The following is a 22,598-nucleotide window of genomic DNA, read 5'->3' as shown; positions in this document are numbered from 1 at the left end:
GCAGTAGACCGTCTACAGGATTGTAGTCAGTTGTCGGCGCCGCCATGCCGGGCGTTCTCAGCGCGTCCGACGGTCGGCACGAAGGTCGAACGACGAAGAACGAACGACGAAGAACGAACGACGAAAGGGCTCTCGACGATGACCACAGCCATGCACCTATCGTCGCAGCTCGCCGTGAATGTGCTGGACGCCCGGTCGTTGCTGTCCGCCTTCGGCGTGCTGGGCGTGGGTGTGGTGCTGTTCGCCGAGACCGGACTGTTGATCGGCTTTTTCCTGCCGGGCGACTCGCTGCTGTTCACGGCCGGTCTGCTGTGCACCGGCTCTGCCGACCGCGGCCTGAAACTGTCGCTCGGCCCGCTGCTGGTGGCCGCGGCGGTGGGGGCGCTGGCGGGCGCTCAGTGCGGATATCTCCTGGGCCGAAGAGCGGGCGGCGCCCTGCTGGCGCGCAGCCGCTCGGCCCGCCTGCACGAGGGGGCGCAGCGCGCGGAGGAGCTGCTGGAGCGGTACGGATACGCGAAGGCGATCGTGTTGGCCCGCTTCGTCCCGGTGGTGCGCACGGTCCTGAACCCGATGGCGGGCGCCCTGGGGGTGCCGGTGCGGACGTTCACCGTCTGGCAGGTGGCCGGGGGGCTGGTGTGGAGCCTCGGTCTCACCTTGGCGGGATACGCGCTGGGCTCCTCCGTGCCGAACGTGGACCGGTATCTGCTGCCGATCGTCGCGGTGATCGTGGCCCTGTCGCTGATTCCGCTCGCCGCCGAGGCATACCGCTCACGTCGGGACGCGAGGGCGAAGGCCGAGGAGGCACGCGGATGATCCTCGCCCTCGACGGCTCGTCGGTCGACGGCTCGGCCTACACCGACGTGGTGAACCTCGCCCAGCATGCTCCGGCGTGGCTGGACGACACGGTGACGGCATGGTCGACGTACGGGCTCGCCCTGTTCGCGGTGCTCATGGCGGTCGGCTGGTGGCGCGCCCGGCGGGCGGGCGCCACCGCGTCGGTGACGGCGCTCGCCGTGCCGTTCGTCGTGGTCGTGGCCTTCGGGGTGGACGCGATGCTGAAGCTGCTGGTGCGCGAGGACCGGCCCTGTCAGAGCCTACGGGCGGCGACGCTTGAGGCGTGTCCGGCGCCCGGCGACTGGTCCTTCCCCAGCAACCACGCGGCCATCGCCGCGGCCGCGGCCGTCGCCCTGCTGTTCGTCTCCCGCCGGCTCGGCGCGGTCGCCGCGGTGGCCGCCTGCGCGATGGCCGTCTCACGTGTCTGGGTCGGCGCACACTACCCCCACGACGTGCTGGCAGGCGTCGTGGTGGGCGCTGTGGCCGCCCTGCTCGTCATGTCGGCACTGCGCAGGCGTGCGGAGGCCGCAGCCCTGCGGCTCACGGCCACCCGCCTGCGTCCGCTGCTGGTGGTGTCGTGAAGCGCGGCGAGGTAGCCGAACTGGCCGGCAGTTGCGGCCTCGGCGCCTGGGCGGCGTTCGGCGTACTGGGCATGGTCGTGGCGGGCCACGACGGCGGGCCGCTGTTCGCGGACGCCGACCTGCTGTCGTGGTCCGTCGGCCACCGCCCCGACGTGGCGGTGGCGTTCGCCCGCGGGCTGACCGCCACCGGGACGGGCCTCGTCCCGTTCGCGTTGGCCGCGCTGGCCGGAGTCATCGCGGGACGCACCCTCCGGCAGCGCGCGCTCGCCGTCGCGCTCTGTCTGGCCTGTCTCGCGGGGGGCCAGGCGCTGCGGTACGCGGTGATGGCGCTCGTCGCGCGGCCGCGGCCACCCCTGGCGGACTGGGAGACGCATGCCTCGGGGTGGGCGTTCCCATCCGGTCACACCACCACGGCGGCCCTCACCGCGGGGCTGCTGATCATCGCCGTCCGGGTGCGCGCCCCACGGGGCGCAACCCTGCTCGCGCTGATCATCGGCGGCTGGGGCGCGCTGGTCGGACTGACCCGCGTCTACCTCGGGGTGCACTGGTTCACCGACGTCGTCGGCGGCTGGCTGTTCGCCCTCGGCTGGCTGGGAGTGTGCCTGTGTGCCGTGGCCCGTCGGCTGCCCGAGCGCTCGACCCCCGGTACGACGGACACGGCACGAGAACAGAAGGAGGGCCGCGCGCCGGACGATCCTGGTCGTCGAGGACGATCACGCCCTGCGTGACGTGTTGATGCGCGGGCTGCGCGAGGAGGGCTTCAACACCGTGCCCGCGCCGGACGGCGCCACCGCCCTGCGGCTGGCCACCGCCGACATCTGTGCCGCCGTGCTCGACATCGGGCTGCCCGACGCCGACGGGCGGGACGTGTGCCAGGCGATGCGCGCGAACGGATTCCTCTCCCCGGTCATCTTCCTGACCGCCCATCACCGGCTGCCCGACCGGCTGTCCGGGTTCTCGGCCGGCGGCGACGACTACCTGCCCAAGCCGTTCCACCTCACCGAACTCGCGGCCCGCCTGCGGGCAGCCCTGAAACGGGCCGCGCCGCCACCTGCCGTCACGACAGGAGACCCGGTACTGGACGCCGTCCGGCACCTGGCCGGCGTCCGAGGTACCCGGGTCGATCTGACCCCGACCGAGTTCCGTCTCCTGGCCGTGCTCATGGCGGCCTCCGGCGGCATCGTGCGCCGCCGCGAACTGGTCCGGGGCGCTGGCCCGAGGGCGCCCAGGTCCACGACAACCCGCGGCCGGCCACCGCCTCCAGCACCAGGCGGACGACGAACTGCGCACCCGCGCCGCCGCCGTCGCGACGACCGTCGACACCAGCGGCACGACGGTACGCGTCCTGGAAACCTCCCACGACGAACTCCTTCGGAGGCCGTCTCGCCCACGCCCGTCGTCAGCACCTTGATGATCCAGAAGTAGACGGTCATCTCCGGCACCTTGCTCGCCATGTGTCGGGCGTGGCGCGCATGCCGGTCGTGAGTGAGGTGATCAGTCGTCACGGCAGGCACGATGGCACGGCGCCCGCCGCTTGCCCCAGACCCCTTTGCCAGAGTTTTGGCGCCTCTGGTGCCTTCGTTGCCCGAGGCTCGTCCAGGTCTGAACGCAACCTGAACACGATGGCCGAAGGGCTGGTCACGGGCGCACGGCGGGTGTACCGGGCCCAGCTTCGAGACACCCATGACCCGCGGTGTCGTCCCGAACGCTGACCCGCGGGCTTTTCGACGGCGGTTCGGCGCGAGGCATTGTTGGTTAGGGTGGCGAACAGAGACTGATTTTTCGTGCAGGAGGGGGAGATGCATCGCAGGGTTGCAGCGCCAGCCGGCGACCGAGGCACCGTAGGGACCGGACGCGGTGGGCGGGTGACCGGCCGGTCGGCGCCCGCGGTGCTGCCCCGGTCGCTGCGCGCGTGGCTCGGACTGATCGCAGCGCTCGCCGCGCTGGTGGTCGTCGTGCTCGGCGTCCTGTACGCCGGCCACGGCGAGCCCGGCAGGGTGGACCGGTGGATCATCCAGCCGACGGCGGACAGTGTGCGGCCGCCCTGGAGACGCGTCGCCCTGGTCATGGACTTCCTGGGGGAGCCCGCCGGATCGGTGCTGCTTGTCACGGCCGTCGTGGCGGGCTGCCTGCTGCTTCGGCGTCCTCGCGCGGCGGTGCTCGTCGTCGCCGGCACCGCCCTGACCGTGGGGACGACGACGCTGCTCAAGCACGTGGTGGGACGCACCATCCACGGCGACGACAACCTGTCCTATCCGAGCGGGCACACCGCCTTCCTCACCGCGCTCGTCCTCGTGGTGGCCCTGCCCGCGACCGGCCGGCTCGGCCTCGGCAGGACGGCCGGCCTGTCACTCGTGCTCGCCGCGGCGCTGGTCGCCGGCGCCGCCATGGGCTGGGCGCAGGTCGCCCTGGGCGCGCACTACCCGACCGACGTCCTCGGCGGCTGGTGCACCGCGCTGGCGGTGATCCCGGCGACCGCGTGGCTGATCGACCGGACCGCCGACGCCCGTCAGCCAGAACGCCGCTGACGTCACGTCACGTCCCGGCACATCATCACGCCATGTCACGCCAAGCGGCGGAACACGGGCTGCACCGGCCGCCCGGCCAGCCAGGGGGTGGGGTCGGCCGCGTCAAGTGCCTTCCGGTACACCGCACACGCCTGGGCCACCACGTCGACGGTGTGATCGATGTCGGCGTCGTCGAGCGCGCTGCTCACCACGAACGACGGGGCCAGCACCCCGCCCGCGAGAAGCCGGCGCAGGAACAGGGTGCGGTACCGCTGTGACGGCTGGAGGTTCTCGTCGAGGGTGGCGAAGACCAGGTTGCTGGCCCGGCCCCGGACGACGAGGTGGTCGCCGACGCCCATGGCTGCCGCGGCGTCGCGGACACCGGCGGCCAACCGCTCGCCGAGGGCGTGCAGCCGGGCGGTGACGCCCTCTTCGACGTAGGTGGTGAGCACGGCCATCGCAGCTGCCAGGGAGTGCGTCTCCGCACCATGCGTGGTGGACAGCAGGAACACCCGCTCGCCGGAGTGACGCAGCCCGCCCCGCTCCATCAGCTCGCGGCGCCCGGCCAGCGCGGAGACGGCGAACCCGTTGCCCAGCGCCTTGCCGAACGTGGAGAGGTCGGGGACGACGCCGTACAGGCCCTGGGCGCCCGCCTCGGACCAGCGCAAGCCGGTGATCATCTCGTCGAAGATCAGTACGCAGCCGTGCCGGTCGGCGAGTTCGCGCAGGCCGGCGAGGTACCCGGGCGGCGGCTCGGTGTGGGTGGCGGGTTCGAGGATCAGGCAGGCGACCTCGCCCTGGTACCGGGTGAGCAGTTCCTCCGTGGCGGCCAGGTCACCGTAGGGGAAGGACATGGTGAGCTCATTGGTCGCCGCCGGAATGCCGGCGGACATCGGGGTGGTGCCGATGAACCAGTCGTCGACGGAGAAGAACGGATGGTCGGCGCAGAGAGCCACCCGCGGGCGCCCGGTGGCGGCGCGGGCCAGGCGCACCGCGGCGGTGGTGGCGTCGGAGCCGTTCTTCGCGAACTTCACCATCTCGGCGGTGGGCACCGTCGCCAGGAACCGTTCCGCGGCTTCGACCTCCACGATGGACGGCCGGACGAAGTTGCTGCCGCGGTCGAGTTCCCTGCGCACCGCCTCGATCACACGTGGGTGGGCGTGGCCGAGACTGACCGACCGCAGACCGGAGCCGTACTCGACGTAGCGGTTGCCGTCGACGTCCCACACGTGGGCGCCATGGCCGTGGCTGATGACCGGGGCCAGGTGCTCGGGGTACTGGTCGTCGCCCTTGGCGTAGGTGTGCGCGCCCCCGGGGATCATGGCGTGCAGCCGCTCGTTCGCGCTCCGCGACCGGGGCAGGAGGAGTTCCGCGGTGTCTACGGTGTCCACACCGACCTCAACTTTCTACTGTTGCTTCAGGACCTCGGCGAGGCTCGGCGCCTCGCGGTCCCGCTGGGACATCGAAGTGACCGGCAGCGGCCAGGGAATGGCGAGCTCCGGGTCGTCGAACGCGATCGTCACGTCCTCGGCCGGATCGTGCGGGCGGTCGATCCGGTAGGAGGTGTCGGCGGTTTCGGTGAGCGCCTGGAAGCCGTGCGCGCACCCCGCCGGGATGTACAGGGTCACCTGTGTCTCGTCGGACAGCTCGAAGAAGCCGCGGTTGCGGTAGGTCGGCGAGTCCGCCCGCAGGTCCACGACGACGTCGAAGATCCTCCCGTACGAGCACCGCACCAGCTTGGCCTCGCCGGCGCCGGAGCGCAGGTGCAGGCCCCGCAGCACGCCCCGGGCCGAGCGGGACAGGCTGTCCTGGACGAAGGCGTCCGGGTCCAGGCCCACCGAGCGGACCACGTCGGCGTCGAAGGTGCGGCAGAAGAAGCCGCGTTCGTCGGCGTACGGTGTCGGCTCGAACAGGAACGCGCCGGCGATCTCCCGGACTTCGGTCGCTTTCATGGAGCCTCCTGCCGGGCGTGGGCCTGCTCGTGGTCGGTCGTCGGGAACAGGGCCGCGGTCAACGCGGTGAACTGGTCCTCGAGTTGCCGGGTGGCGGCCAGGTTTCGTTCGGCGAGTAGCTTCCGCAGCTCCGCCGAGTGCTTCTCCAAGGACCGGAACTGCTCGAGCAGCCGGTCGGCGTCGACCTCGCGTGCCGGGTGGCAGTACGCGCCGAGGCCCATCCGGTCCATGAGCGCGTCGCTCTTCGCCGCATAGCAGAGGGCGAGCACGGGCGTTCCGGTCTTCAGCGCGCAGATCAGGTTGTGGTAGCGGACGGCCACCACGGTGTCGGCGGCCGCCATCTCGTTCATCAGGTCCGCCAGCGAGGCCGGTTCGGCCGCGGTGACCAGTGGTGAGTCGACCGCGTCCAGGACAGCGGCGACCACCGACAAGTCGCACTGGTCGCCGGTGAGCAGCCGGACCGGCCTGCCCTCCTCGACGAGCGTGCGGACGAACCGGATAGTGCCGTCGAGGTAGCGCCGGTATATCTCCTCGGCCCGGGCGCGGTCGTCGTTGCCGCCGTGGAAGTCCATGACGCCGAGGCAGACGGGACCCGGCGTGCCGGTGGGCGCGCTCGCCGGCGGTGTCGGCAGGGAGAACGCGAGGTCGGGGTAGACCTCGTCGCGCGCGGTGTCCACGCCCATCGCCCGCATCGCGTCCCGGGACTGGCCGTCCCGGTACGACCGGTACGCGGCAAGCCGCGCCGACCAGCGCACCAGGGCCCGGGTCGGGCGGCTCTGGATCTCGGCGGCGCCGACGCCGACCAGCGCGACCCGGGTGCGCGTCAACCGTCCGCTCGCGCAGAGCAGGAACAGGGAGTACGGGAAGCCCCACGGACGCAGCGGCAGGGTGGCCTCCAGTACGCCCATGCCGGGCACGATCACGACGTCGTGCCGGCGCACCCAGGCGGCGGTGCGGAAGACGTCGACGAGTTTGCCCAGGCCCTTCGACGCGATCGCGCCCGCACGGGACGCGGTCCGGTACTCCGCGCGGTTCCAGTGCAGCCGCGTCGCGGGGATCCCGAACTTCGCCGTCACCGCTTCGGGTCCGCCGCACAGCGCGTCCACGACCGCGTCCGGGTGCTCGGCGCGGAGGTAGCCGAGCACGGCTTCCAACGATCCGTCGTTGCCGAGGTTGCCGGAGCCGAGCAGGCCGAACAGCCCCACGCGCACCGGAGTTTCGTCCGCGGACGTCATGCGCGCCTCCCCTCACGGCCGGCGACGAGAGCGTCGACGGAGACGGTCAGCTCGGCCGGGTCAACCGGGGCGCGGTCCTCGACCCGCTCGCCGGCGCCCGGCCGGACCCGGCTGGTCATCCAGGCGGCCAGGTGGCGGTAGCAGGCGCGCCGGTCGGCCGGGGACAGCGGGGCCCGCCAGATCGCCGAGGTGAAGCCCCAGACGTACTCGGCGAGCAGGCGGGGCGTCGGGTGCAGCAGGCCTGCCCGGCGCGGGTCCAGGTTGACGCACCGGGAGCGCTTGGACGGGTTCGCCCGCTCGGCGCGGGTGGGGTGGTCGCGGCGGAAGTACAGCAGTTCCGGCACCTGGTGGAAGCGGCCGTGCAGGGCGATCTCGGCGACGAAGGTGCGGTCCGCGTGGTGGTAGCTGTCCATCGGCTTCACCCGGCGCAGCGCGTCGGCTCGGATCACCCCGTAGAAGTCGTCGCCGCCGGGCTCGAACAGCATGCTGCGGAAGCGCTCCGGCGCCTGCGGCGAGTTCGTCGCAAGGGTGTACTCGTAGGGGACCTTGACCTGGCCGTCGGCGTCGATGACCGCCTGGTCGGCGTGCGCGAGGATCACGTCGGGCTGCTCGTCCAGGGCCTGGACGCAGCGCCGCAGCAGATCGCGGGCGTAGAGGTCGTCGTGCGAGGCCCACTTGAACAGTTCGCCGCGGCACTCGGCGAACACCCGGTTGTGGTTCGGTGTGGCGCCGACGTTGCGGGGCAGCCGAAGGTACCGGATGCGCGCGTCCTGCGCGGCGTACTTGCGGCAGATGTCCTCGGTCCCGTCGGTCGAGGCGTTGTCGGAGATGACCAGCTCGAAGTCCTCGTAGGTCTGGCCGAGCAGCGCGTCGAGCGATTCCGCCAGGTACTCCTCGCCGTTGTACACGGGCAGGCCGATGGTCAGCCTGGGTTGGGAGGTCATGAGGTCCTCACTTCGGGGATGGGGTTGTGGCGGTGCTCGCGCAGGGCGGATCGCAGTTGCAGCCACCAGACGGCCGAGCCGCTGAGGGTCGCGGCGGCGACGCCCCAGGCCGAGCCGGCGGTGCCGCCGACGGCCGCGCCGCCGAGCCCGCCGCCGACGTAGCAGGCGGAGGCGAACAACTGGCAGCGCAGGCTGCGCCGGGCCGCGCCGAGCGCGCGCAGGCCGGCCGCCGCGCCGGTGCCGAGGCCCGCTCCCGCGACGCTGAGGGTGATCTGCACGATGAGGTGCGACGAGGAGTGCCAGACGTCGCCGAGCGCAAGTTCACCGAGCCGGCCCGGCATCAGCAGCAGCGCCGAGCCCCAGAGCAGCGCTCCGGCGGCCTGCCCGCCGCCGAGGAGGAGGCAGAACCTGCCCAGTTGGTGCGGGGCCTGCCGCAGCACCCGTGCCGCCTCGGGGACGGTGACCAGCGAAAGCCCCATGAGTACGGCGAGGAACGGGCCGAGCAGGAGCTCGGCGCCGCGCACCGTGCCCACCGCGCCGACCCCGACGATCACGCCGAGCCCGTATGCCCGCACCTGGCTCGCGCCGCTGAGGCTGACGTTCTCGACCAGGTACCGGTAGCCGAGGTCGCGCTGTTCGCGCAGCCACCCGCGCGCCTCGGTCATCCGGGGCCGGATTCCGGACTGGATGTAGCCGCACCCCGCCGCCACCGTGGCGGACGCGCCCCAGGCGAGCACGAAGGCGGCCACGCTGTCCACGTGGGCCGCCACCACCATGGCCGGGACGAGCGCGATGCCCCACACGACGTCGTTGACGAACGCCTTCCGCCCGGCACCGGCAGCGAAGAACGAGAACCGCCAGGCGTCCTGGAGCAGCAGACCCGGCAGCATGAGACCCAGGGCCGCGAAGGCGGGCCCCACGCGGCCGCCGAGACCGAGGCCGGCCACCAGGCAGACCACGCCGAGGGCCGAACCGACGCCGAGGGCGGTACCCGTCGAGCGGGCCACCGCCCCGCGCCAGGACGCCTCCGGCACGCCGCTGAAGCGCACCACGAGCGGGTCGGTGGCCAGGCCCCGGGAGACGTTGAGCACCACGCCGTAGGTCACCCAGGCCAGGCTGAACACGCCGAACGCGGTGACCCCCAGCGAGCGGGCCACGTAGATGCCCACCGCGAAGTTGCTGATGCTGGAGGCCGCCTGGTCGGCCAGTCCCCAGGACAGCCGGCCGACGAGGGCCCGCTTGGCGGATCGGGCCGGTGGCGCCGCTGTCCGGGGATTCTCCCCCTCGACGGGCATGGACGTCATGTCTTGATCAGCCCTGCCTCGTGCAGCGCGTCGGCCGCGTCGGCGACGGTGTCGAACGGTAGTCCGGACCGCTCTGCGACGTCCAGCAGACTGTGCCCGCCGTCGGAGAGGTTGAGCACCCAGAGCATGGCCATCTGGGCCTGCTTGGTGTCGCTGCGGCCGCCGAGCGCGTCGTACAACCCGCGTCGCCCCAGCTGTGGTTCACCGTACGGGCTGAGGTTGACGTACCGCCGGTTGCGGTCCAGGACGGCGAACGCCTCGCGGCAGACGGCGAGGGTGTCCGCCATCGCCTGAGGGGAGACGAAGTCCAGGTCGTCCGCCGAGGTGTGGTACTCGGGGTAGCCCGCGTACGGGGTACGGGTGAGCGAGCCCACGCCGAGATCGAACCCGGGCGAGCAGTACTGCCGCTCGTCGTAGCCGTACGGAGTGAACTCGTTGACCTGATGCGGGCGTTCGGATGCGGTCAGTACGTGCCGCAGCACCCGGTCGATCTCCGCGTCGCCGCGCCTGCTCTGCTTGTACGTCAGGCTGCCCCGGTCGCCGGCGCAGGCCAGCACCAGCCCGTGCTTGACCCGCTCCACCCGCTCCGCGTTGCGGGCCAGCCAGGTGATCGCCCCGATGGTGCCGGGCGCGAAGATGAACCGGTAGGTGTAGTACGGCGTCGTCGTCGCCAGCGCGCGGGCCAGGAACGTCGCCACCGCGATGCCGGCCAGGTTGTCGTTGGCCAGCGACGGGTGGCAGACATGGCAGGAGACGATCACCTCGTCGGCGACCCGCCCGGGAACCACGTGCTCGGCGTAGGTGAGATGGCCGTCGGCGAGCGTGGAGTCGATGCGCACCTCGTACTCGCCGTCCGGCATCGCGTCCAGGGTGTCCTGGGCCAGGCAGAACCCCCACTGCGGGTGGTAGTAGCTGGTGCGGTACGGCACCCAGGACGGGTGGTCCGGCAGGGTGTGCAGGTGTCCGCGCAGCTCGGACAGCGGCATCGTCGCCGACACCGGCACGCTGTAGCCGAGGACGTGCAGGCTGGACGCGGCGAAGTCGACGACCCGGTGGCCGGCGGCGTCGGCGATGTAGGCGTCGCGGATGTTCCACTCCTGCGGCACCGTCCAGTCGAGGACCTGGGTCCCGGTCGGCACCTCGTGCATCTGCAACGGGACGTACTCGCCGACGATGTCCAGGGTGGCGCGCACCCCGTCGCCGGTGATGCTCCGGCACAGCGGGTACAGCCGCTCCACCAGGGCGTACATCTCCTCGTCGGCACCTCTTTTTACATGCGTGGTCACCGGCGCCACCGCAGGGTGTCGTCGACCGTGCCGGCCTCGGACGCGGCGCGCAGCACGGCAAGCCGGGTGAAGCGCCGCTCGAAGTCCTGCCGGGTCAGCCCGTGTTTCCGGTAGGCGTCGGCGAGTTCGAGCGCGCCCTGCTTCACCGTCCACTCGCAGTCGAAGCCGGGGATCGCCGTACGGAACCGGGAGAAGTCCACCCGGTAGGACCGCGGATCGGCGCCGTTCTCCCCGGTGATCACCACCTTCGCCCCGGACACCGCCTCGGCGACCTGGTCGGCGATCTCGGCGACCGTCACGTTGTTGATCTCGCTGCCGATGTTGAACGCCCGGTCGTGCACCGCTGCCCGCGGCGCGACCAGCGCGGCCGCGAAGGCCCGGGCGATGTCGGCGGCGTGCACCAGCGGGCGCCAGGGCGTGCCGTCGGAGAGCACAAGGACCTCGCCGGACAGGAGCGCATGGCCCACCAGGTTGTTCAGCACGATGTCGGCGCGCAGCCGGGGCGAGTAGCCGAAGGCGGTGGCGTTGCGCATGTACACCGGGCTGAAGTCGCCGTCGGCGAGCGCGTGCAGATCGTCCTCCACCCGCACCTTGGACTCCGCGTACGGCGTCACCGGGCGCAGCGGGGCGTCCTCGGCCACCAGGTCGTCGCCGCCTGCGGCGCCGTAGACCGAGCAGGTGGACGCGTACAGGAAGCGCCGTACCCCGGCGTCGCGGGCCAGCCGGGCCAGCCGCACGGACGCGTGGTGGTTGATGTCGTAGGTGAGGTCCGGCGCCAGCGATCCCAGTGGGTCGTTGGAGAGCGCGGCCAGGTGGATCACGGCGTCGACCCCGGCCACATGCTCGGCCGTGACGTCGCGCAGGTCCACCCGGTGCCCCGGCGGGTCCGCGGGCGTCGGGCCGAGGACGCAGTCGGCGAACAGGCCGGCGTCCAGGCCGACGACCTCGTGCCCGGCGGCGGCGAGGACCGGGGCCATCACGGTGCCCAGATAGCCCTGGTGTCCGCTCAGTAGTACGCGCATGGTTCAACCCCCCAGGTTGAGCGTGAGTTTGGCGACGTCGAACGCCTCGGCGTAGCGGGCCTGGCATTCGATGCCGCGGATCCGGGCAAGGCCGAGGAAGGCCTCCCGGTCGTACCAGGGCCGGTGCCGCTGCGAGGGGTAGTGCTCCTGCAGCAGCCGTACCTTCTGTTCGGCGATCTCCGACGACAGCGGCTGGTACGCCGCCGGACGGCCGAGATCGCCGTCCCACTTGACGATCTCGTAGCCGAGCACGAGATGGTCGCGGAACGCGGTGGGGACCAGCTGCGCCAGGCCGCGGTGATCCTGGTGCGCGTCATCGGTGCGCGGGGCCAGGATCAGCTCCGGGTCGGTCTGGGCGCGCAGCTCCTCGACCGCGGCCTTGGCCTCCTCCCAGTGCGCCGGCAGCCGGCCGTCCGGCAGCTTGTGCACGGTCAGCCGCAGGTCGGCGCCCGGGCAGAAGGCGGCGAGCGCGGCCTGCTCCTCCTGCTCCCGCTCGCTGCCACCACCGGAGAGCACCAGCGCGTCGACGCGGACACCCGGCCGCGCGAGGCACAGCGTCAGCAGTGTGCCGCCGGCGCCGATGGCGATGTCGTCGCAGTGCGCGCCCACCGCGACGATCCGGTCCAGGCGCCCGGCCCCGAGCCGGATCACGCGCCGACCCAGGCGTTGTCCCGCTCCCACACGGCCCACGGGCGTTCGCCCCGGGCGTAGGCGTCGTCGAGCGCGGCCCGCTCCTTCACGGTGTCGGTCGGCTTCCAGAAACCGCGATGCTGGTGCGCCACCAGCCGACCCTGCTTGGCCAGTTGGGCGCATCCGTCGGCGACCAGGTCCCCGTTCTCCGGGATGTGGTCGAAGATCTCCTGGCGGAGCACGAAGTAGCCGCCGTTCTCCCACAGCGGCATGTCGCTCACCGCGGTGATGCCCCCCACCAGGCCGTCCTCGCCCAACTCCACGCAGTGGAACGACGACTGCGGCGGCACCACCATCATCGACGCACCGGCGTCACGCCGGGCGAACCGGTCGATCATCTCCGGCAGCGGGGCGTCGGTGAGCACGTCGGCGTAGTTGGCGAGGAACATCTCGTCGCCGTCCAGGTGGTGCCGCACCCGGCGCAGCCGCTCCCCGATCGGGGACTCGATGCCGGTCTGCGCGAACGTGATCGTCCAGTCGGCGATGTCGGTGGACAGCAGCTCGGTCCGTCCACCCCGCAGCACGAAGTCGTTGGACGTCGTCTCCTCGTAGTTGAGGAAGAAGTCCTTGATGTGGTGAGCCCCGTAGCCGAGGCACAGGATGAACTCCCGGTGCCCGAAGTGCGCGTAGTAGCGCATGACGTGCCAGATCAGCGGCCGCGGGCCGACCATCGCCATCGGCTTGGGCACGTCGTCCGCGGCGCCGCTCCGCATCCGCATCCCGTAACCGCCGCAGAACAGAACGACCTTCATGCTGTGACCTTTCGAGACGCGACCTCGACAATGCTCAGTTCCGGGATGGGAAAGACCAGTCGGCCGCCCCAGTCGCCCACGAAGGCCAGCTGCTCGACCAGCTCGGCCCGCAGGTTCCACGGCAGGACGACGACGTAGTCCGGCTTGTCGGCGGCTATCTGCTCGGGCGGCAGGATCGGGATGCGGGTGCCCGGGGTGAACCGGCCGTGCTTGTAGGGGTTGCGGTCGACCGTGTACGCGAGCAGGTCGGGCCGGATGCCGCAGTGGTTGAGCAGGGTGTTGCCCTTGCCCGGGGCGCCGTAGCCGACGACCGTCTCACCGCGCTCGGCCGCCTCGATGAGGAACCTGAGCAGGTCCCGGCGCACCTTGGCCACCCGGGCGGAGAACTCGGCGTACCCCGACAGCTCCTGAAGACCGGCGGCCTTCTCCCGGGCCAGCACGTCGGCCACCCGCTGCGTCGGCTCGCCGGCCGCCTCGGCCGGCCGGGCCCACAGCCGGATGGAGCCGCCGTGCGTGGGCAGCAGCTCGACGTCCACGAGCGCGAGCCCGCCGCTGGCAAGGGCCCGGATCGCGGACGCGACCGTGTAGTACTGGAAGTGCTCGTGGTAGATCGTGTCGTACTGGTTCTCCTCGATGAGGGTCAGCAGATGCTGCACCTCGATGGAGACCCAGCCGTCGTCGGCGACCAGCGCGCGCAGCCCCTGGGTGAACCCGACCACGTCGGGGATGTGCGCGTACACGTTGTTGGCCACGACCAGGTTCGCCGGGCCGTGCTCTTCGCGGACGGCCGAGCCGGTCTGAGGGCTCAGGAACTCCGTGAGCGTGGGCACGCCCGCGTCCCGCGCCGCGGCGCCGACGTTCACCGACGGCTCGATGCCCAGGCAGCGGATCCCCCGGTCCACCACGTGCCGCAGCAGATATCCGTCGTTGCTCGCGACCTCGACCACGAAGGCGTCGGTGCCGAGAGCAAGGCGCTCTGCGGCGTCGGCGACGAACGTACGCGCGTGCTCCACCCAGGACGTCGAGTACGAGGAGAAGTACGCGTACTCCTTGAACGTCTCCTCCGGCGTGATCAGCGGCGGGAGCTGCGCCAGCCAGCAGTCGGTGCAGACCCGCAGGTGCAGCGGGTACGCGGGTTCCGGCCGGTCCAGTTGGTCCGCGGCGAGAAAGCTCTCACATGGCGGCGTCGCCCCGAGGTCGACGACGCTCGCCATCGCTTCCGAGCCGCAGAGTCGGCATCGTGTCATCTACTGTCCCCATCCCCCCTGCTCGCGCGGGTGTCCCTGCCGCGAGCCGGTGCTGACCGACCCGCGATCGCGGTGCGGTACTCGTCAACCAGGCGGTCAAGGCCGACCGCCGGGCTGAAACCCTGTTCGTAACGGAGCCGGGCCGCCCGGCCCATCTCCCGGTTGTGGTCCGGTTCGGCCGCGATCCGGCGCAGGCAGGACGCGAGCGAGGCGGCCTCGCCCGGCCGGTGCAGCAGCCCGGTCACCCCGTCCTCGACGAGTTCGACGAAGGCGCCGTGACCGGCGGCGACGACCGGAACCCCGGCCGCCATCGCCTCCACGACCACCAGGCCGAACGCCTCCAGCCACGTCGAGGGAGCCACCACGGCGACCGACCGCGCGATGGCCTTCTGGCACTCCGCGGTGTCGTACAGGCCGACGTGGCGCACGTCGTCCCGGCCCGCCGCCCAGGCGGTCACCTCCGGCTCCAGCGGCCCCGTGCCGGCGATCACGAGCGGCACGCCCACACCGCCGCTCGCCGCGAGCTCGTCCCACGCCGCCATGAGCAGCCGCACGCCCTTGGCCTCCGCGAGCCGGCCGAGATAGAGCAGATGCTCGCCGGCGCCCTCACGGCGGGCGTCCGGGTCGGGCACGAAGTTGTGCTTCACCGCCAGTCGCTCGGCCGGCATGCCGGCCCGCACCAGTACGTCGCGCTGCGCCGCGGAGATGCAGAAGAACCGCTCCACACCGGACCACCACCGCCGCCGGTTGACCGCCAGGCTCACCGCGAGCGGCACCGTCGCCAGGCGGGAGTTCCGGTAGCAGCCGTGCCGGACGGCGGGCAACGGCGTCGACCCGACGCACTCGGTGCAGGGCCGGCCGTCGCGCTGCAGCGTGCCGGGCGGGCAGACCTGGGTGTAGTTGTGCAGTGTGGCGACGGCGGGCACGCCGGCGTCGGCGCAGGCGGCAAGGACCGCCGGCGACAGCAGCGGGAAGACGTTGTGGACGTGCACCACGTCCGGCCGCTCGGCGCGCAGCCGGGCGGCGAGCTCCGTGCGGACCGCCGGGTTCCACGGCACCAGCAGCGGCACCGCGACCTTGCCCGGCAGGGACCGGGCGGCGATGTCGTCGCTGCGCCGCTCGAACAGCTCGACCCGGTGGCCTGCCTCGCGCAGCAGCGCCACCTCCTGGTCGACGACCTTGTTCTCCCCGCTCGGCTGCGCCGAGGCGTAGCGGTTGTGCACCACGAGGACGTGCATGTTCAGGCCACCTCCGATCTCTGGGCCCATCGCGGGCCGCGTCGTCGAGGCATGTCGGGTGTCGAGGGGGCAGTGGCCGCCGCAGGCGTCGCCAGCAGCGAGGCGGCCACGGCCAGATGGAGCAGATACGGCGAGGCGTCGCCCAGCCCGGCCTCGGTGTACGAGGCGATCGCGCAATAGCTGATCAGGAAGATCGCGCAGGCCCTCGACAGCGACGGCGGCCGCAGCAACGCGACGCCGCCCAGCACGATGATGATCGCCGCCACCAGCGCGACGCCGGTCATGCCCTGCTCGTTGTAGACGGCCAGCCAGCTGTTGTCGATCGGCAGCCCGCCGAACGACTTGTCGCCCAGGCCCGCGCCGAACAGGTACTCCGAAGTCGTCCGGGGCGCTGCCAGCAGGGCGTGCCAGACCTTCTCCCGACCGGTGAGACTGCTGAAGTTCTCCTGGCTCTGCCCGCGCAGGAACCACGCCTGTAGCGCGGAGCCGAACCCCACCGCGGCCACCGCGGCGCACACCACCGCCCAGGAGAAGAACCGGCGGGCGGCGGCGCTGGTCAGGATGAGCGACGAAATCGCCAGCGCCAGCCCGATGAGCAGGCCCAGCGTGGCGGTGCGGGTATGGGTCAGCGCGAGCAGGACGAGTGACGGCACGATGACCACCGCCGCGCTGGTCCTGTCGGTGCGGCGGCCCAGCAGGAGCAGCACGGTGAGCCCGATGATCACCGCCGCGTACTGTCCGATCTGCGGCGGGGTGAGCGGCCACAACGCGCCGACCAGCCGCCCGCCGTAGAGGTCGGGCAGGGCCGCGCCCGGTGAGACGACAAGGCCGGCGGCCACCGACCCGAGGACCGCGAAGTACATCCGGATGTGGTGCCGGACGAACGTCGGGCCGCCGTCCCACCAGCGGCTGAGCAGCCACAGCGTGCCGACGAAGAGAGCCAGCCGGGCGCACCGGAACAGCGCCCCGAAACCCGACTCCAGGTTCGCGCTGGAGATCACGCTCAGCACCAGCAGCAGGGTGAGCAGGAACAGGAAGGCACTGGCCCGGATGCGCAGCCGGAGATTGACCGCGAGCGCCAGGGCGAACGCGGCGACCAGCGCGCCCATGGTGACCATCTGGATGAGGGAGCGGGGCAGCGGGACGATGGTCTTCGCCCCGGCGGAGCCGAGCGTGTTGAGGACCAGCAGCCCCCAGACTGTCCCGACGATCTTCGGCGTGTGGTCCGTGCCCATCTCAACCACCGTCCCCTGCGCGGAAGGTGCTGCCGGCGTCCTGCTGGTACGGCGCGGCCTGCCACTGCGCGGAGTCGAGTGTCCGGCTCGGGTCGTGGGCGACGAACGTCCACGGTCCGACGTAGACGTTGTCGTGCCAGTGGTTGTCCTGCTTGCGGGTGATCGCCTCGGCCACCCGCTCGCCCTGGTACGGCGACCAGTCCGGATAGGTGCCGTAGTTGGCCAGCACCGCCATGCGGTCGCACTTGACCGTGCAGTCGACGACGGACTTGTCCAGCACGAAGCGGTTGCCGTTAATGTCCACCCGCTGGGTCTTCCACCGGCAGTCGGCGTAGAGCGGTGCGGTGGCGATCGCCGGCCGTGCGCAGCTGCCGGTCTTCTTCACCAGCAACGTGCAGTCACCCGAGGAGGTGTTGGCCGGGCTGTTGCAGAACCGGTCGGCGTTCTCCCACAGGGTGATCCCGGACCAGTTGTTCTCCAGCACGTTCCCGTAGATCTCGATCCTGTCCGTGCGGGCCCGGATCCGCGGTTCGCCGCCGGACTCGGACAGGTAGACGGTCGCGAACGGGAAGTTGTCGCCCTTGTCTGCGTACCGGCGGCCCTCCACCCAGTTGTTCCGGCGGATCGTGTTCTTCCGGATGATCGCGTTGTAGCTGGTCTCGTAGATCAGCGCGGCACCGTCGTTGGCCTCGAGCACGTTGTCCTCGATGAGGAAGTCGTTGTTGTTGGTGTCCGCCCACAACCCGGGCCCGCGGTTGTCGTGCACCCAGTTGCCGCGTACGTCGGCGCCGTCGACGGCCCAGAACTTGACGCCTCCGGTGCAGCCGCAGCCCGGTCGCCGCCGCTCCCAGTCGCCGGTGTTGTTGCCCACGATCTCGTTGCCCTCGACCACCAGAGCGGTGACACGGCCGCCGCTCTTGTACGCGTTCATGCCGTACTGCCCGTTGGCGCGCAGACAGTTGGCGCGGACCTGCTGGTGGGCGCCGGCCATCAGTCCGGCGCCGGAGTTGTTCTGGATCGTCGAGTGCTCAATCACCCACCCGTCGGCCGAGTCATGGTTGACCACACCCTCGTCCTGCGGCGCGACGAAACCCTGCACGGTGAGGTGGCCGATGGTGACGCTCCTGGCGGTGCCGCCGAACGCGTACTGGTTGGTCTTGCGGCCGTCGAGCACCGCGCCCGGCGCGCCCAGGTAGCTGTCCCCCTCCTTGGGGATGACCTGGGCGTAGCGGTCCGGCTCGAGCGTGTGCCTGCCCGGTCGAAGCCAGAACGTGGTGTGCGGGGGGCTGCTCCTGGTCTTCGCCGCCAGGTCACCGACCACCGCGGGGTCGACCGGCACCGCGCCCTTCGGCGCCTTCGCCGGCCCGGCCGCGGGCTTGGCGCACACCCGGGCCACGGACGTGGCCACGGACGCGGAGGGCGCGGCGGTGTTCGGCTTCGGCGCCGCGCCCGGCGTGCTGCTCTCACAGCCGGTCGCCGTCGGCAGGACCAGCGCCAGCAGTGCCGCCGGCACCGCCCGGTGCCCCCACTTGATCCCCACACGTCCTCCCTAGCCGTGGAACCTGAGTACGGTGGTGAACCCCTGCGCGCCGTCGACGAAGCCGGTGCCGATGAGCGTGGTGGCGGGTTCCTTGCGCCCGAAGCCGGGGGAGTACCAGCCCAGCGGCGGGTCGCTCTCGCCGCGATGCGCCCGCCAGGACAGCTGCCCGGGCAGGTCGAGAGTCGCGGAGCGGTCCTCGCCGTCCCGGGTCCAGGTGAGCACCGCCCGGTGTCCTGCCAGCTCGGCGACGATCGCCGGGCCGAGGTGGAACGCCAGTCGCGCGGCCCGGCGCGGGCCGCGCACCTCGTCGACCACCGTCAGCTCCTGGCTCGCGGCCGACAGTTCCACCCGGCGGCGGTGCACGGAGCGCTGGTAGCCGTCGTGCTCGGCGCACCAGCGGGCCGTCCCCCCGTCGAAGGCGCCGGAGGCGTCCGCGACCAGGACGCGGCTGCGGGCCTGCCGGGTCCACAGGAACGGGCCGCCGGAGACGGACTGGTCACCGCCGTCCAGTTGCAGGGTGTTGTGGCCGAGGGTCGACCGGAAGTACTGCCGCCACTCGGGCTGCCCGTGGTAGCAGTACGTCCCCGGGTCGGCGAGCACGTCGACCCCGTCGTGCCGGACCTCCACGGCCAGCGCGTCCGCGTGGGCATGCGCGGCGATGGACAGGAACCCGTGCGGACCACCGTCGCAGCGGCACCAGATCTCCGCCGTGTCCGTCGTCTCTGTCGGACCACGCAGGATGGTCATGCCCGCGTCGGCGAAATGACCCGGTCGGCTTGCCGGGCGGGACACGGCCGGTGCGGTTCCGTTGCGCGGGTACGGCCGGATGAGCGCGGTCAGCAGCGGGGTGCGCACATCGGTGCCGGTCACCGTCGGCCACCAGGCGAGCCGGCCGAACACGGCGTCCCCGGTGGCCAGCAGCGAGCCCCAGCGGTCGGTGCCCGCACCGTCCACGACCAGACCGTGCCCGTCGTCCGAGTCCCCCTGACGCGGCGGCCGCAGCCGGCTGTCCACGACGGCCGCGAGCGCGTCGGTCATCCGCAGCAGCACCAGCCGGATCGACGCGGGCACCGGCACGCCTGCCGCATCCGCCTCGGCCAGCGCGGCCAGGCCGAGCTCCAGCACCAGTCCGTGGTACTCGGTGGCCAGCTCACGGTTGAGGCCGGAGAGGAAGGTGTTGCCGCGCAGGTGCCGCTCCAGCGACCGCAGGGCGTCGGCCCGCCAGCGCTCCGAGGAGGGGAACCAGCCGAACGCGCAGGCCGCCGCGAACTGTCCGGCGGCCTCGGCGATGACGTGGTTGTTCGCCGAAGACCCCCGGCTGGGGAAGGCGGCCAGCCACCGCTGGTGGTGCCAGATCTGGTTCAGCGCCACCGGGTTGCCCTCGAACAGAGCGCCCACGCCCGGCCAGCCGTCGAGCAGCCGGCGGATCCACACCCACGACAGCAGCCGGATCCCCAGCTCGATGCCGCTGGTCCAGTGCACCCCGCGCAGCGGCGCGTTGCCCGCCCACCACGACCGCAGGTGCTCGGCCACTCGCTCGGCGTACCGCTCGTCCTCGCTGATCGCGTAGGCGGCGGCGAGCACGGTGAGGTACTGATGCCGGGACAGCTCCCAGATCTGCTTGACGTCCCCGACCGCGTCCTCGTTCCGGTACGGCACGTCGAAGGCGTAGCCCCACGGAGCCCGCCGCCCGGTCTTCGGGTCGTACCACCAGTCCGGGTCGGTCAGGTCGTCGCGGACCACCCCGAAATACTCGGCGTGCCCGGCCATCAGCCGGTCCGCCTCGGCGAGGAGACGTTTCGCGGCGTCCGGCGGCACCGCCTCGATCGTCCCCGCGGGCAGCACCGCGGTGAACCGGGAGCTGGTCACGCTCGGGCAGTCCGGCCGCGCCGACCGCCAGCGCCGCCTGCGCACCGTGTCGCCCACCCGGCCGCCGACCTCCCGCGGTCCCATCCGGGACAGCCGCCGCAGATACCAGCCCGGACTCCCCGAGTTCACAGTCATCGCGTTCTCGCCAACGTCACCGGCGCTCCGCCGACCAGGCCGGCCTGCACGGCGAGGGTGGCCGCCGTGGTGGCGACCAGCGACTCCAGCGGCACCGGCATCGGCCCCCCGGTCCGCACGGCCTTGACGAACGCCGCCAGTTGGGCGTTCTGGCCCTTGTCCCGGGCCTTGGGCAGCCGCGAACTGACCCACCGCTTACGGCCGGCTGTGCTCTTTTCGAAATACAGCGAGGCACGGACGAAGTCGTCGAGCCGGAGCACTCTGCCGTCCGCGATCAGGTCCAGCGTCTCCTTGGGGAAGCCGGCCGAGCCGGTGGTGACATAGCTGATGGTGGCGGTGGACCCGTCCGGGTAGCGCAGCACGATCTGCAGGTCCTCGTTGCCGGACGTGGCGGCCGCGTACACCGAGACCGGGTCGGCTTCGAGCAGCCAGCTCGCCGTGTCGATGAAGTGCCCGCCCTCGCCGGCGAACCGCGAGCCCTCGGTGCCCTGTCGCAGGTACCAGCTGCCGTGATCGAGCCGGCCCGCGTTGACCAGGTAGCGCAGGCTCGCCGGCCCGGTCCGGGCACCGAACTGCTTCCTGGCCTCCTGCAGCAGCGGCGCGAACCGACGGTTGAAGCCCACCTGCAGCCGGTCGTTGCCGGACTCCTCCACCGCCGCGAGCACGCCGGCCAGCTCGTCCTGGTCAAGCGCCAACGGCTTCTCCACGAACACCGTCTTGCCGGCCAGCAGCGCCTTTCGGGTCAGCTCGGCGTGCGAGCTGTGGCGGGTGACGACGAACACCGCGTCGATGGACTTGTCGCCAAGCACGGCGTCGAGGTCGGTGGTCGCCTCGGCGAAGCCGAACTTGCGCTGTGCGTTGGCCGCGGACAGCGCCGTCGTGGTGACGACCGTCGACAGCTCGACGCCCTCACGCTGTGCCAGGTGCGGCAGCAGCATCGACGTCGCGTAGTTTCCCGCGCCGACGAACGCCAGCCGCACCGGCGAGTTGGCGGCCCGGGCCGACGCGGGCACTGCGCCGCTGGACCGCTTCACCGCGGGCACGGCCACCGCCGGGGCCGCCGTTCCCGCCGTTTCCCCCGTTTCCTCCGCTTCCTGCACGTGTTCGGGGTAGCGGAACAGCACGGCCACGGCCTTCAACTCGCCGTCCTTGAGGCGCTGGTACGTCTCGACGGCGTCGTCGAAGTCCGCGATGTGGGAGACCAGGGGCTCCACGTCGACGCGGCCGCGGGCGAGGAGATCGAGGAAGCAGGCCAGGTTGCGGCGCTCGGTCCAGCGCACATAGCCGATCGGGTAGTCCCGCCCCTCGAGCTCGTACTCCGGGTCGTAGCGCCCGGGGCCGTAACTGCGGGAGAACCGGACGTCGAGCTCCTTCTCGTAGTACGCGTTCCACGGCAGGTCCAGGCGGCACTTTCCGATGTCGACGACCCGGCCGCGGTCCCGGCTCAGCCGGGCGGCCAGCTCGACGGGCTGGTTGCTGCCGCCGCCGGCGGCCAGGTACACCTGGTCCACGCCCAGGCCGCCGGTGAGCTCGGCGACGGCGCTCTCCACGGCCGCGGAGCCGGGATCGCCGCAGGCCGCCGCGCCCAGGCGCTCGGCGAGCTCGCAGCGCGCCGGGTCGGGGTCGACCCCGACGACCAGGACTCCCGAGGCGGCCAGCAGCTGCACCACCAGCTGCCCGATCAGCCCGAGGCCGATGACCAGCGCCACCTCGCCGAGCCGTGACTCGCCCTGGCGGACGCCCTGCAACGCGATCGACCCGACGGTGCCGAAGGCCGCGTGCCGCGGCGCGAGGCCGTCCGGCACCCGGGCGTAGAGGTTCTTCGGCACCCAGTTCAGCTCGGCGTGCAACGCGTGCTCGTTGCCGGCGCAGGCCACGAGGTCGCCGACCTTCACCTCGTCGATCCCCGCGCCGACCTGCTCGACCACCCCGCACAGCGAGTAACCCAGCGGCGTGTAGGAGTCCAGCTTGCCCATCACCTTGCGGTAGGTGGCGGGCACCCCGTTGGTGGCCACGCTCTGCACGACCTTGGCCACCTGGTCCGGCCGGGAGCGGGCCTTGCCCAGCATCGACATGCCGGCCTCGGACACCTTCATCAGCTCGGTCCCGGTGGAGATCAGCGAGTAGGCGCTGCGGACCAGCACACCGTCCGGCTTGCACCCCGGCACCGGCACGTCGAGCAGGGTCAGCTCGCCGCTCTTGTAGTTCTGCACAACCTGTTTCACCC

Annotated in this window: 20 protein-coding genes and 1 pseudogene; 5 read left to right on the top strand and 16 right to left on the bottom strand. The window is 72.0% G+C overall.

Annotation, left to right across the window (positions count from 1 at the left end):
* Positions 1-26 precede the first annotated feature (26 nt).
* Positions 27-152, bottom strand: a complete 126-nt coding sequence (locus ACIBTS_RS14965) for a hypothetical protein (protein WP_399319515.1) — start codon at positions 150-152, stop codon at positions 27-29.
* Between ACIBTS_RS14965 and ACIBTS_RS14960 the strand changes: the two genes are divergently transcribed.
* The 5 genes and pseudogenes from ACIBTS_RS14960 (at position 139) to ACIBTS_RS14940 (ending at position 3,943) form a co-directional block, all read left to right on the top strand.
* Positions 139-813, top strand: a complete 675-nt coding sequence (locus ACIBTS_RS14960; RefSeq protein WP_399319514.1) for a DedA family protein — start codon at positions 139-141, stop codon at positions 811-813. The two genes, ACIBTS_RS14965 and ACIBTS_RS14960, sit on opposite strands and share 14 nt — an antisense overlap.
* Entirely contained in the window at positions 810-1,415 is a 606-nt protein-coding gene (locus tag ACIBTS_RS14955; protein WP_399319513.1) for a phosphatase PAP2 family protein, read from the top strand. Before ACIBTS_RS14960 ends, ACIBTS_RS14955 begins: the two co-directional genes overlap by 4 nt.
* Entirely contained in the window at positions 1,412-2,143 is a 732-nt protein-coding gene (locus ACIBTS_RS14950) for a phosphatase PAP2 family protein (RefSeq protein WP_399319511.1), read from the top strand. Before ACIBTS_RS14955 ends, ACIBTS_RS14950 begins: the two co-directional genes overlap by 4 nt.
* 7 nt (positions 2,144-2,150) lie before the next feature.
* Positions 2,151-2,689: pseudogene (locus ACIBTS_RS14945) on the top strand (response regulator transcription factor); the annotation flags it as partial.
* A 591-nt stretch (positions 2,690-3,280) separates the two neighbouring features.
* Entirely contained in the window at positions 3,281-3,943 is a 663-nt protein-coding gene (locus ACIBTS_RS14940; protein WP_399319509.1) for a phosphatase PAP2 family protein, read from the top strand.
* Positions 3,944-3,978: 35 nt separating this feature from the next.
* Here the strand turns inward: ACIBTS_RS14940 and ACIBTS_RS14935 are convergent, their stop codons facing one another.
* The 15 genes from ACIBTS_RS14935 to ACIBTS_RS14865 are packed head-to-tail and all read right to left on the bottom strand — an operon-like array spanning position 3,979 to position 22,596.
* On the bottom strand, positions 3,979-5,313 hold the full coding sequence (locus ACIBTS_RS14935) for a glutamate-1-semialdehyde 2,1-aminomutase (RefSeq protein ID WP_399319507.1): 1,335 nt from the start codon (positions 5,311-5,313) through the stop codon (positions 3,979-3,981).
* 15 nt (positions 5,314-5,328) lie between these two features.
* A complete protein-coding gene (gene rfbC, locus ACIBTS_RS14930) occupies positions 5,329-5,874 on the bottom strand; it encodes a dTDP-4-dehydrorhamnose 3,5-epimerase (protein WP_399319505.1) in 546 nt (181 codons plus the stop codon).
* A complete protein-coding gene (locus ACIBTS_RS14925; protein WP_399319503.1) occupies positions 5,871-7,109 on the bottom strand; it encodes a polysaccharide pyruvyl transferase family protein in 1,239 nt (412 codons plus the stop codon). Before ACIBTS_RS14925 ends, rfbC begins: the two co-directional genes overlap by 4 nt.
* Positions 7,106-8,053, bottom strand: coding sequence for a glycosyltransferase family 2 protein (locus ACIBTS_RS14920; protein WP_399319501.1), 948 nt, complete (start codon positions 8,051-8,053; stop codon positions 7,106-7,108). The genes ACIBTS_RS14925 and ACIBTS_RS14920 overlap by 4 nt, the downstream gene beginning before the upstream one ends.
* Positions 8,050-9,357, bottom strand: coding sequence for a hypothetical protein (locus ACIBTS_RS14915; RefSeq protein WP_399319500.1), 1,308 nt, complete (start codon positions 9,355-9,357; stop codon positions 8,050-8,052). Before ACIBTS_RS14915 ends, ACIBTS_RS14920 begins: the two co-directional genes overlap by 4 nt.
* On the bottom strand, positions 9,354-10,607 hold the full coding sequence (locus tag ACIBTS_RS14910) for a DUF4910 domain-containing protein (RefSeq protein WP_399319720.1): 1,254 nt from the start codon (positions 10,605-10,607) through the stop codon (positions 9,354-9,356). The genes ACIBTS_RS14915 and ACIBTS_RS14910 overlap by 4 nt, the downstream gene beginning before the upstream one ends.
* A gap of 32 nt (positions 10,608-10,639) precedes the next feature.
* Positions 10,640-11,665 carry an NAD-dependent epimerase/dehydratase family protein gene (locus ACIBTS_RS14905; protein ID WP_399319499.1) on the bottom strand — a complete coding sequence of 342 codons (1,026 nt, stop codon included), beginning with the start codon at positions 11,663-11,665 and terminating at the stop codon, positions 10,640-10,642.
* A gap of 3 nt (positions 11,666-11,668) precedes the next feature.
* Positions 11,669-12,316 (bottom strand): PIG-L deacetylase family protein, encoded by a 648-nt coding sequence (locus ACIBTS_RS14900; protein WP_399319497.1) that lies wholly within the window; start codon positions 12,314-12,316, stop codon positions 11,669-11,671.
* Positions 12,313-13,107 (bottom strand): glucose-1-phosphate cytidylyltransferase, encoded by a 795-nt coding sequence (locus ACIBTS_RS14895; protein WP_319671600.1) that lies wholly within the window; start codon positions 13,105-13,107, stop codon positions 12,313-12,315. The genes ACIBTS_RS14900 and ACIBTS_RS14895 overlap by 4 nt, the downstream gene beginning before the upstream one ends.
* The gene (locus tag ACIBTS_RS14890; RefSeq protein ID WP_399319495.1) at positions 13,104-14,354 is read right to left on the bottom strand and encodes a class I SAM-dependent methyltransferase; all 1,251 of its coding nucleotides are present in this window, start codon (positions 14,352-14,354) and stop codon (positions 13,104-13,106) included. Before ACIBTS_RS14890 ends, ACIBTS_RS14895 begins: the two co-directional genes overlap by 4 nt.
* On the bottom strand, positions 14,351-15,592 hold the full coding sequence (locus tag ACIBTS_RS14885; protein ID WP_399319493.1) for a glycosyltransferase: 1,242 nt from the start codon (positions 15,590-15,592) through the stop codon (positions 14,351-14,353). Before ACIBTS_RS14885 ends, ACIBTS_RS14890 begins: the two co-directional genes overlap by 4 nt.
* A gap of 2 nt (positions 15,593-15,594) precedes the next feature.
* Positions 15,595-16,827: an O-antigen ligase domain-containing protein gene (locus tag ACIBTS_RS14880; RefSeq protein ID WP_399319492.1), complete on the bottom strand. Its 1,233-nt coding sequence runs from the start codon at positions 16,825-16,827 to the stop codon at positions 15,595-15,597.
* Position 16,828: 1 nt separating this feature from the next.
* Complete coding sequence (locus ACIBTS_RS14875; RefSeq protein WP_399319490.1) at positions 16,829-18,367, bottom strand: right-handed parallel beta-helix repeat-containing protein; 1,539 nt, start codon at positions 18,365-18,367, stop codon at positions 16,829-16,831.
* A 9-nt stretch (positions 18,368-18,376) separates the two neighbouring features.
* Complete coding sequence (locus ACIBTS_RS14870) at positions 18,377-20,371, bottom strand: alginate lyase family protein (RefSeq protein WP_399319488.1); 1,995 nt, start codon at positions 20,369-20,371, stop codon at positions 18,377-18,379.
* The gene (locus tag ACIBTS_RS14865; protein WP_399319486.1) at positions 20,368-22,596 is read right to left on the bottom strand and encodes a bi-domain-containing oxidoreductase; all 2,229 of its coding nucleotides are present in this window, start codon (positions 22,594-22,596) and stop codon (positions 20,368-20,370) included. Before ACIBTS_RS14865 ends, ACIBTS_RS14870 begins: the two co-directional genes overlap by 4 nt.
* Between the last annotated feature and the right edge of the window lie 2 nt (positions 22,597-22,598).

The organism is Streptomyces sp. NPDC050121 (assembly GCF_044460385.1).
GTDB lineage: Bacteria > Actinomycetota > Actinomycetes > Streptomycetales > Streptomycetaceae > Streptomyces > Streptomyces soliscabiei.
The sequence above is the reverse complement of the archived record's forward strand: the minus strand, read 5'-3'. Positions and strand labels throughout refer to the sequence as shown.

What these genes read in the sequence shown, in the direction of transcription:
- ACIBTS_RS14960 (WP_399319514.1), top strand. Translation starts at nt 139, where the DNA reads ATGACCACAGCCATGCACCTATCGTCGCAGCTCGCCGTGAATGTGCTG.
- ACIBTS_RS14965 (WP_399319515.1), bottom strand. Translation starts at nt 152, where the DNA reads ATGGCTGTGGTCATCGTCGAGAGCCCTTTCGTCGTTCGTTCTTCGTCG.
- ACIBTS_RS14955 (WP_399319513.1), top strand. Translation starts at nt 810, where the DNA reads ATGATCCTCGCCCTCGACGGCTCGTCGGTCGACGGCTCGGCCTACACC.
- rfbC (WP_399319505.1), bottom strand. Translation starts at nt 5,874, where the DNA reads ATGAAAGCGACCGAAGTCCGGGAGATCGCCGGCGCGTTCCTGTTCGAG.
- ACIBTS_RS14925 (WP_399319503.1), bottom strand. Translation starts at nt 7,109, where the DNA reads ATGACGTCCGCGGACGAAACTCCGGTGCGCGTGGGGCTGTTCGGCCTG.
- ACIBTS_RS14920 (WP_399319501.1), bottom strand. Translation starts at nt 8,053, where the DNA reads ATGACCTCCCAACCCAGGCTGACCATCGGCCTGCCCGTGTACAACGGC.
- ACIBTS_RS14915 (WP_399319500.1), bottom strand. Translation starts at nt 9,357, where the DNA reads ATGACGTCCATGCCCGTCGAGGGGGAGAATCCCCGGACAGCGGCGCCA.
- ACIBTS_RS14910 (WP_399319720.1), bottom strand. Translation starts at nt 10,607, where the DNA reads ATGTACGCCCTGGTGGAGCGGCTGTACCCGCTGTGCCGGAGCATCACC.
- ACIBTS_RS14905 (WP_399319499.1), bottom strand. Translation starts at nt 11,665, where the DNA reads ATGCGCGTACTACTGAGCGGACACCAGGGCTATCTGGGCACCGTGATG.
- ACIBTS_RS14895 (WP_319671600.1), bottom strand. Translation starts at nt 13,107, where the DNA reads ATGAAGGTCGTTCTGTTCTGCGGCGGTTACGGGATGCGGATGCGGAGC.
- ACIBTS_RS14890 (WP_399319495.1), bottom strand. Translation starts at nt 14,354, where the DNA reads ATGACACGATGCCGACTCTGCGGCTCGGAAGCGATGGCGAGCGTCGTC.
- ACIBTS_RS14885 (WP_399319493.1), bottom strand. Translation starts at nt 15,592, where the DNA reads ATGCACGTCCTCGTGGTGCACAACCGCTACGCCTCGGCGCAGCCGAGC.
- ACIBTS_RS14880 (WP_399319492.1), bottom strand. Translation starts at nt 16,827, where the DNA reads ATGGGCACGGACCACACGCCGAAGATCGTCGGGACAGTCTGGGGGCTG.
- ACIBTS_RS14870 (WP_399319488.1), bottom strand. Translation starts at nt 20,371, where the DNA reads ATGACTGTGAACTCGGGGAGTCCGGGCTGGTATCTGCGGCGGCTGTCC.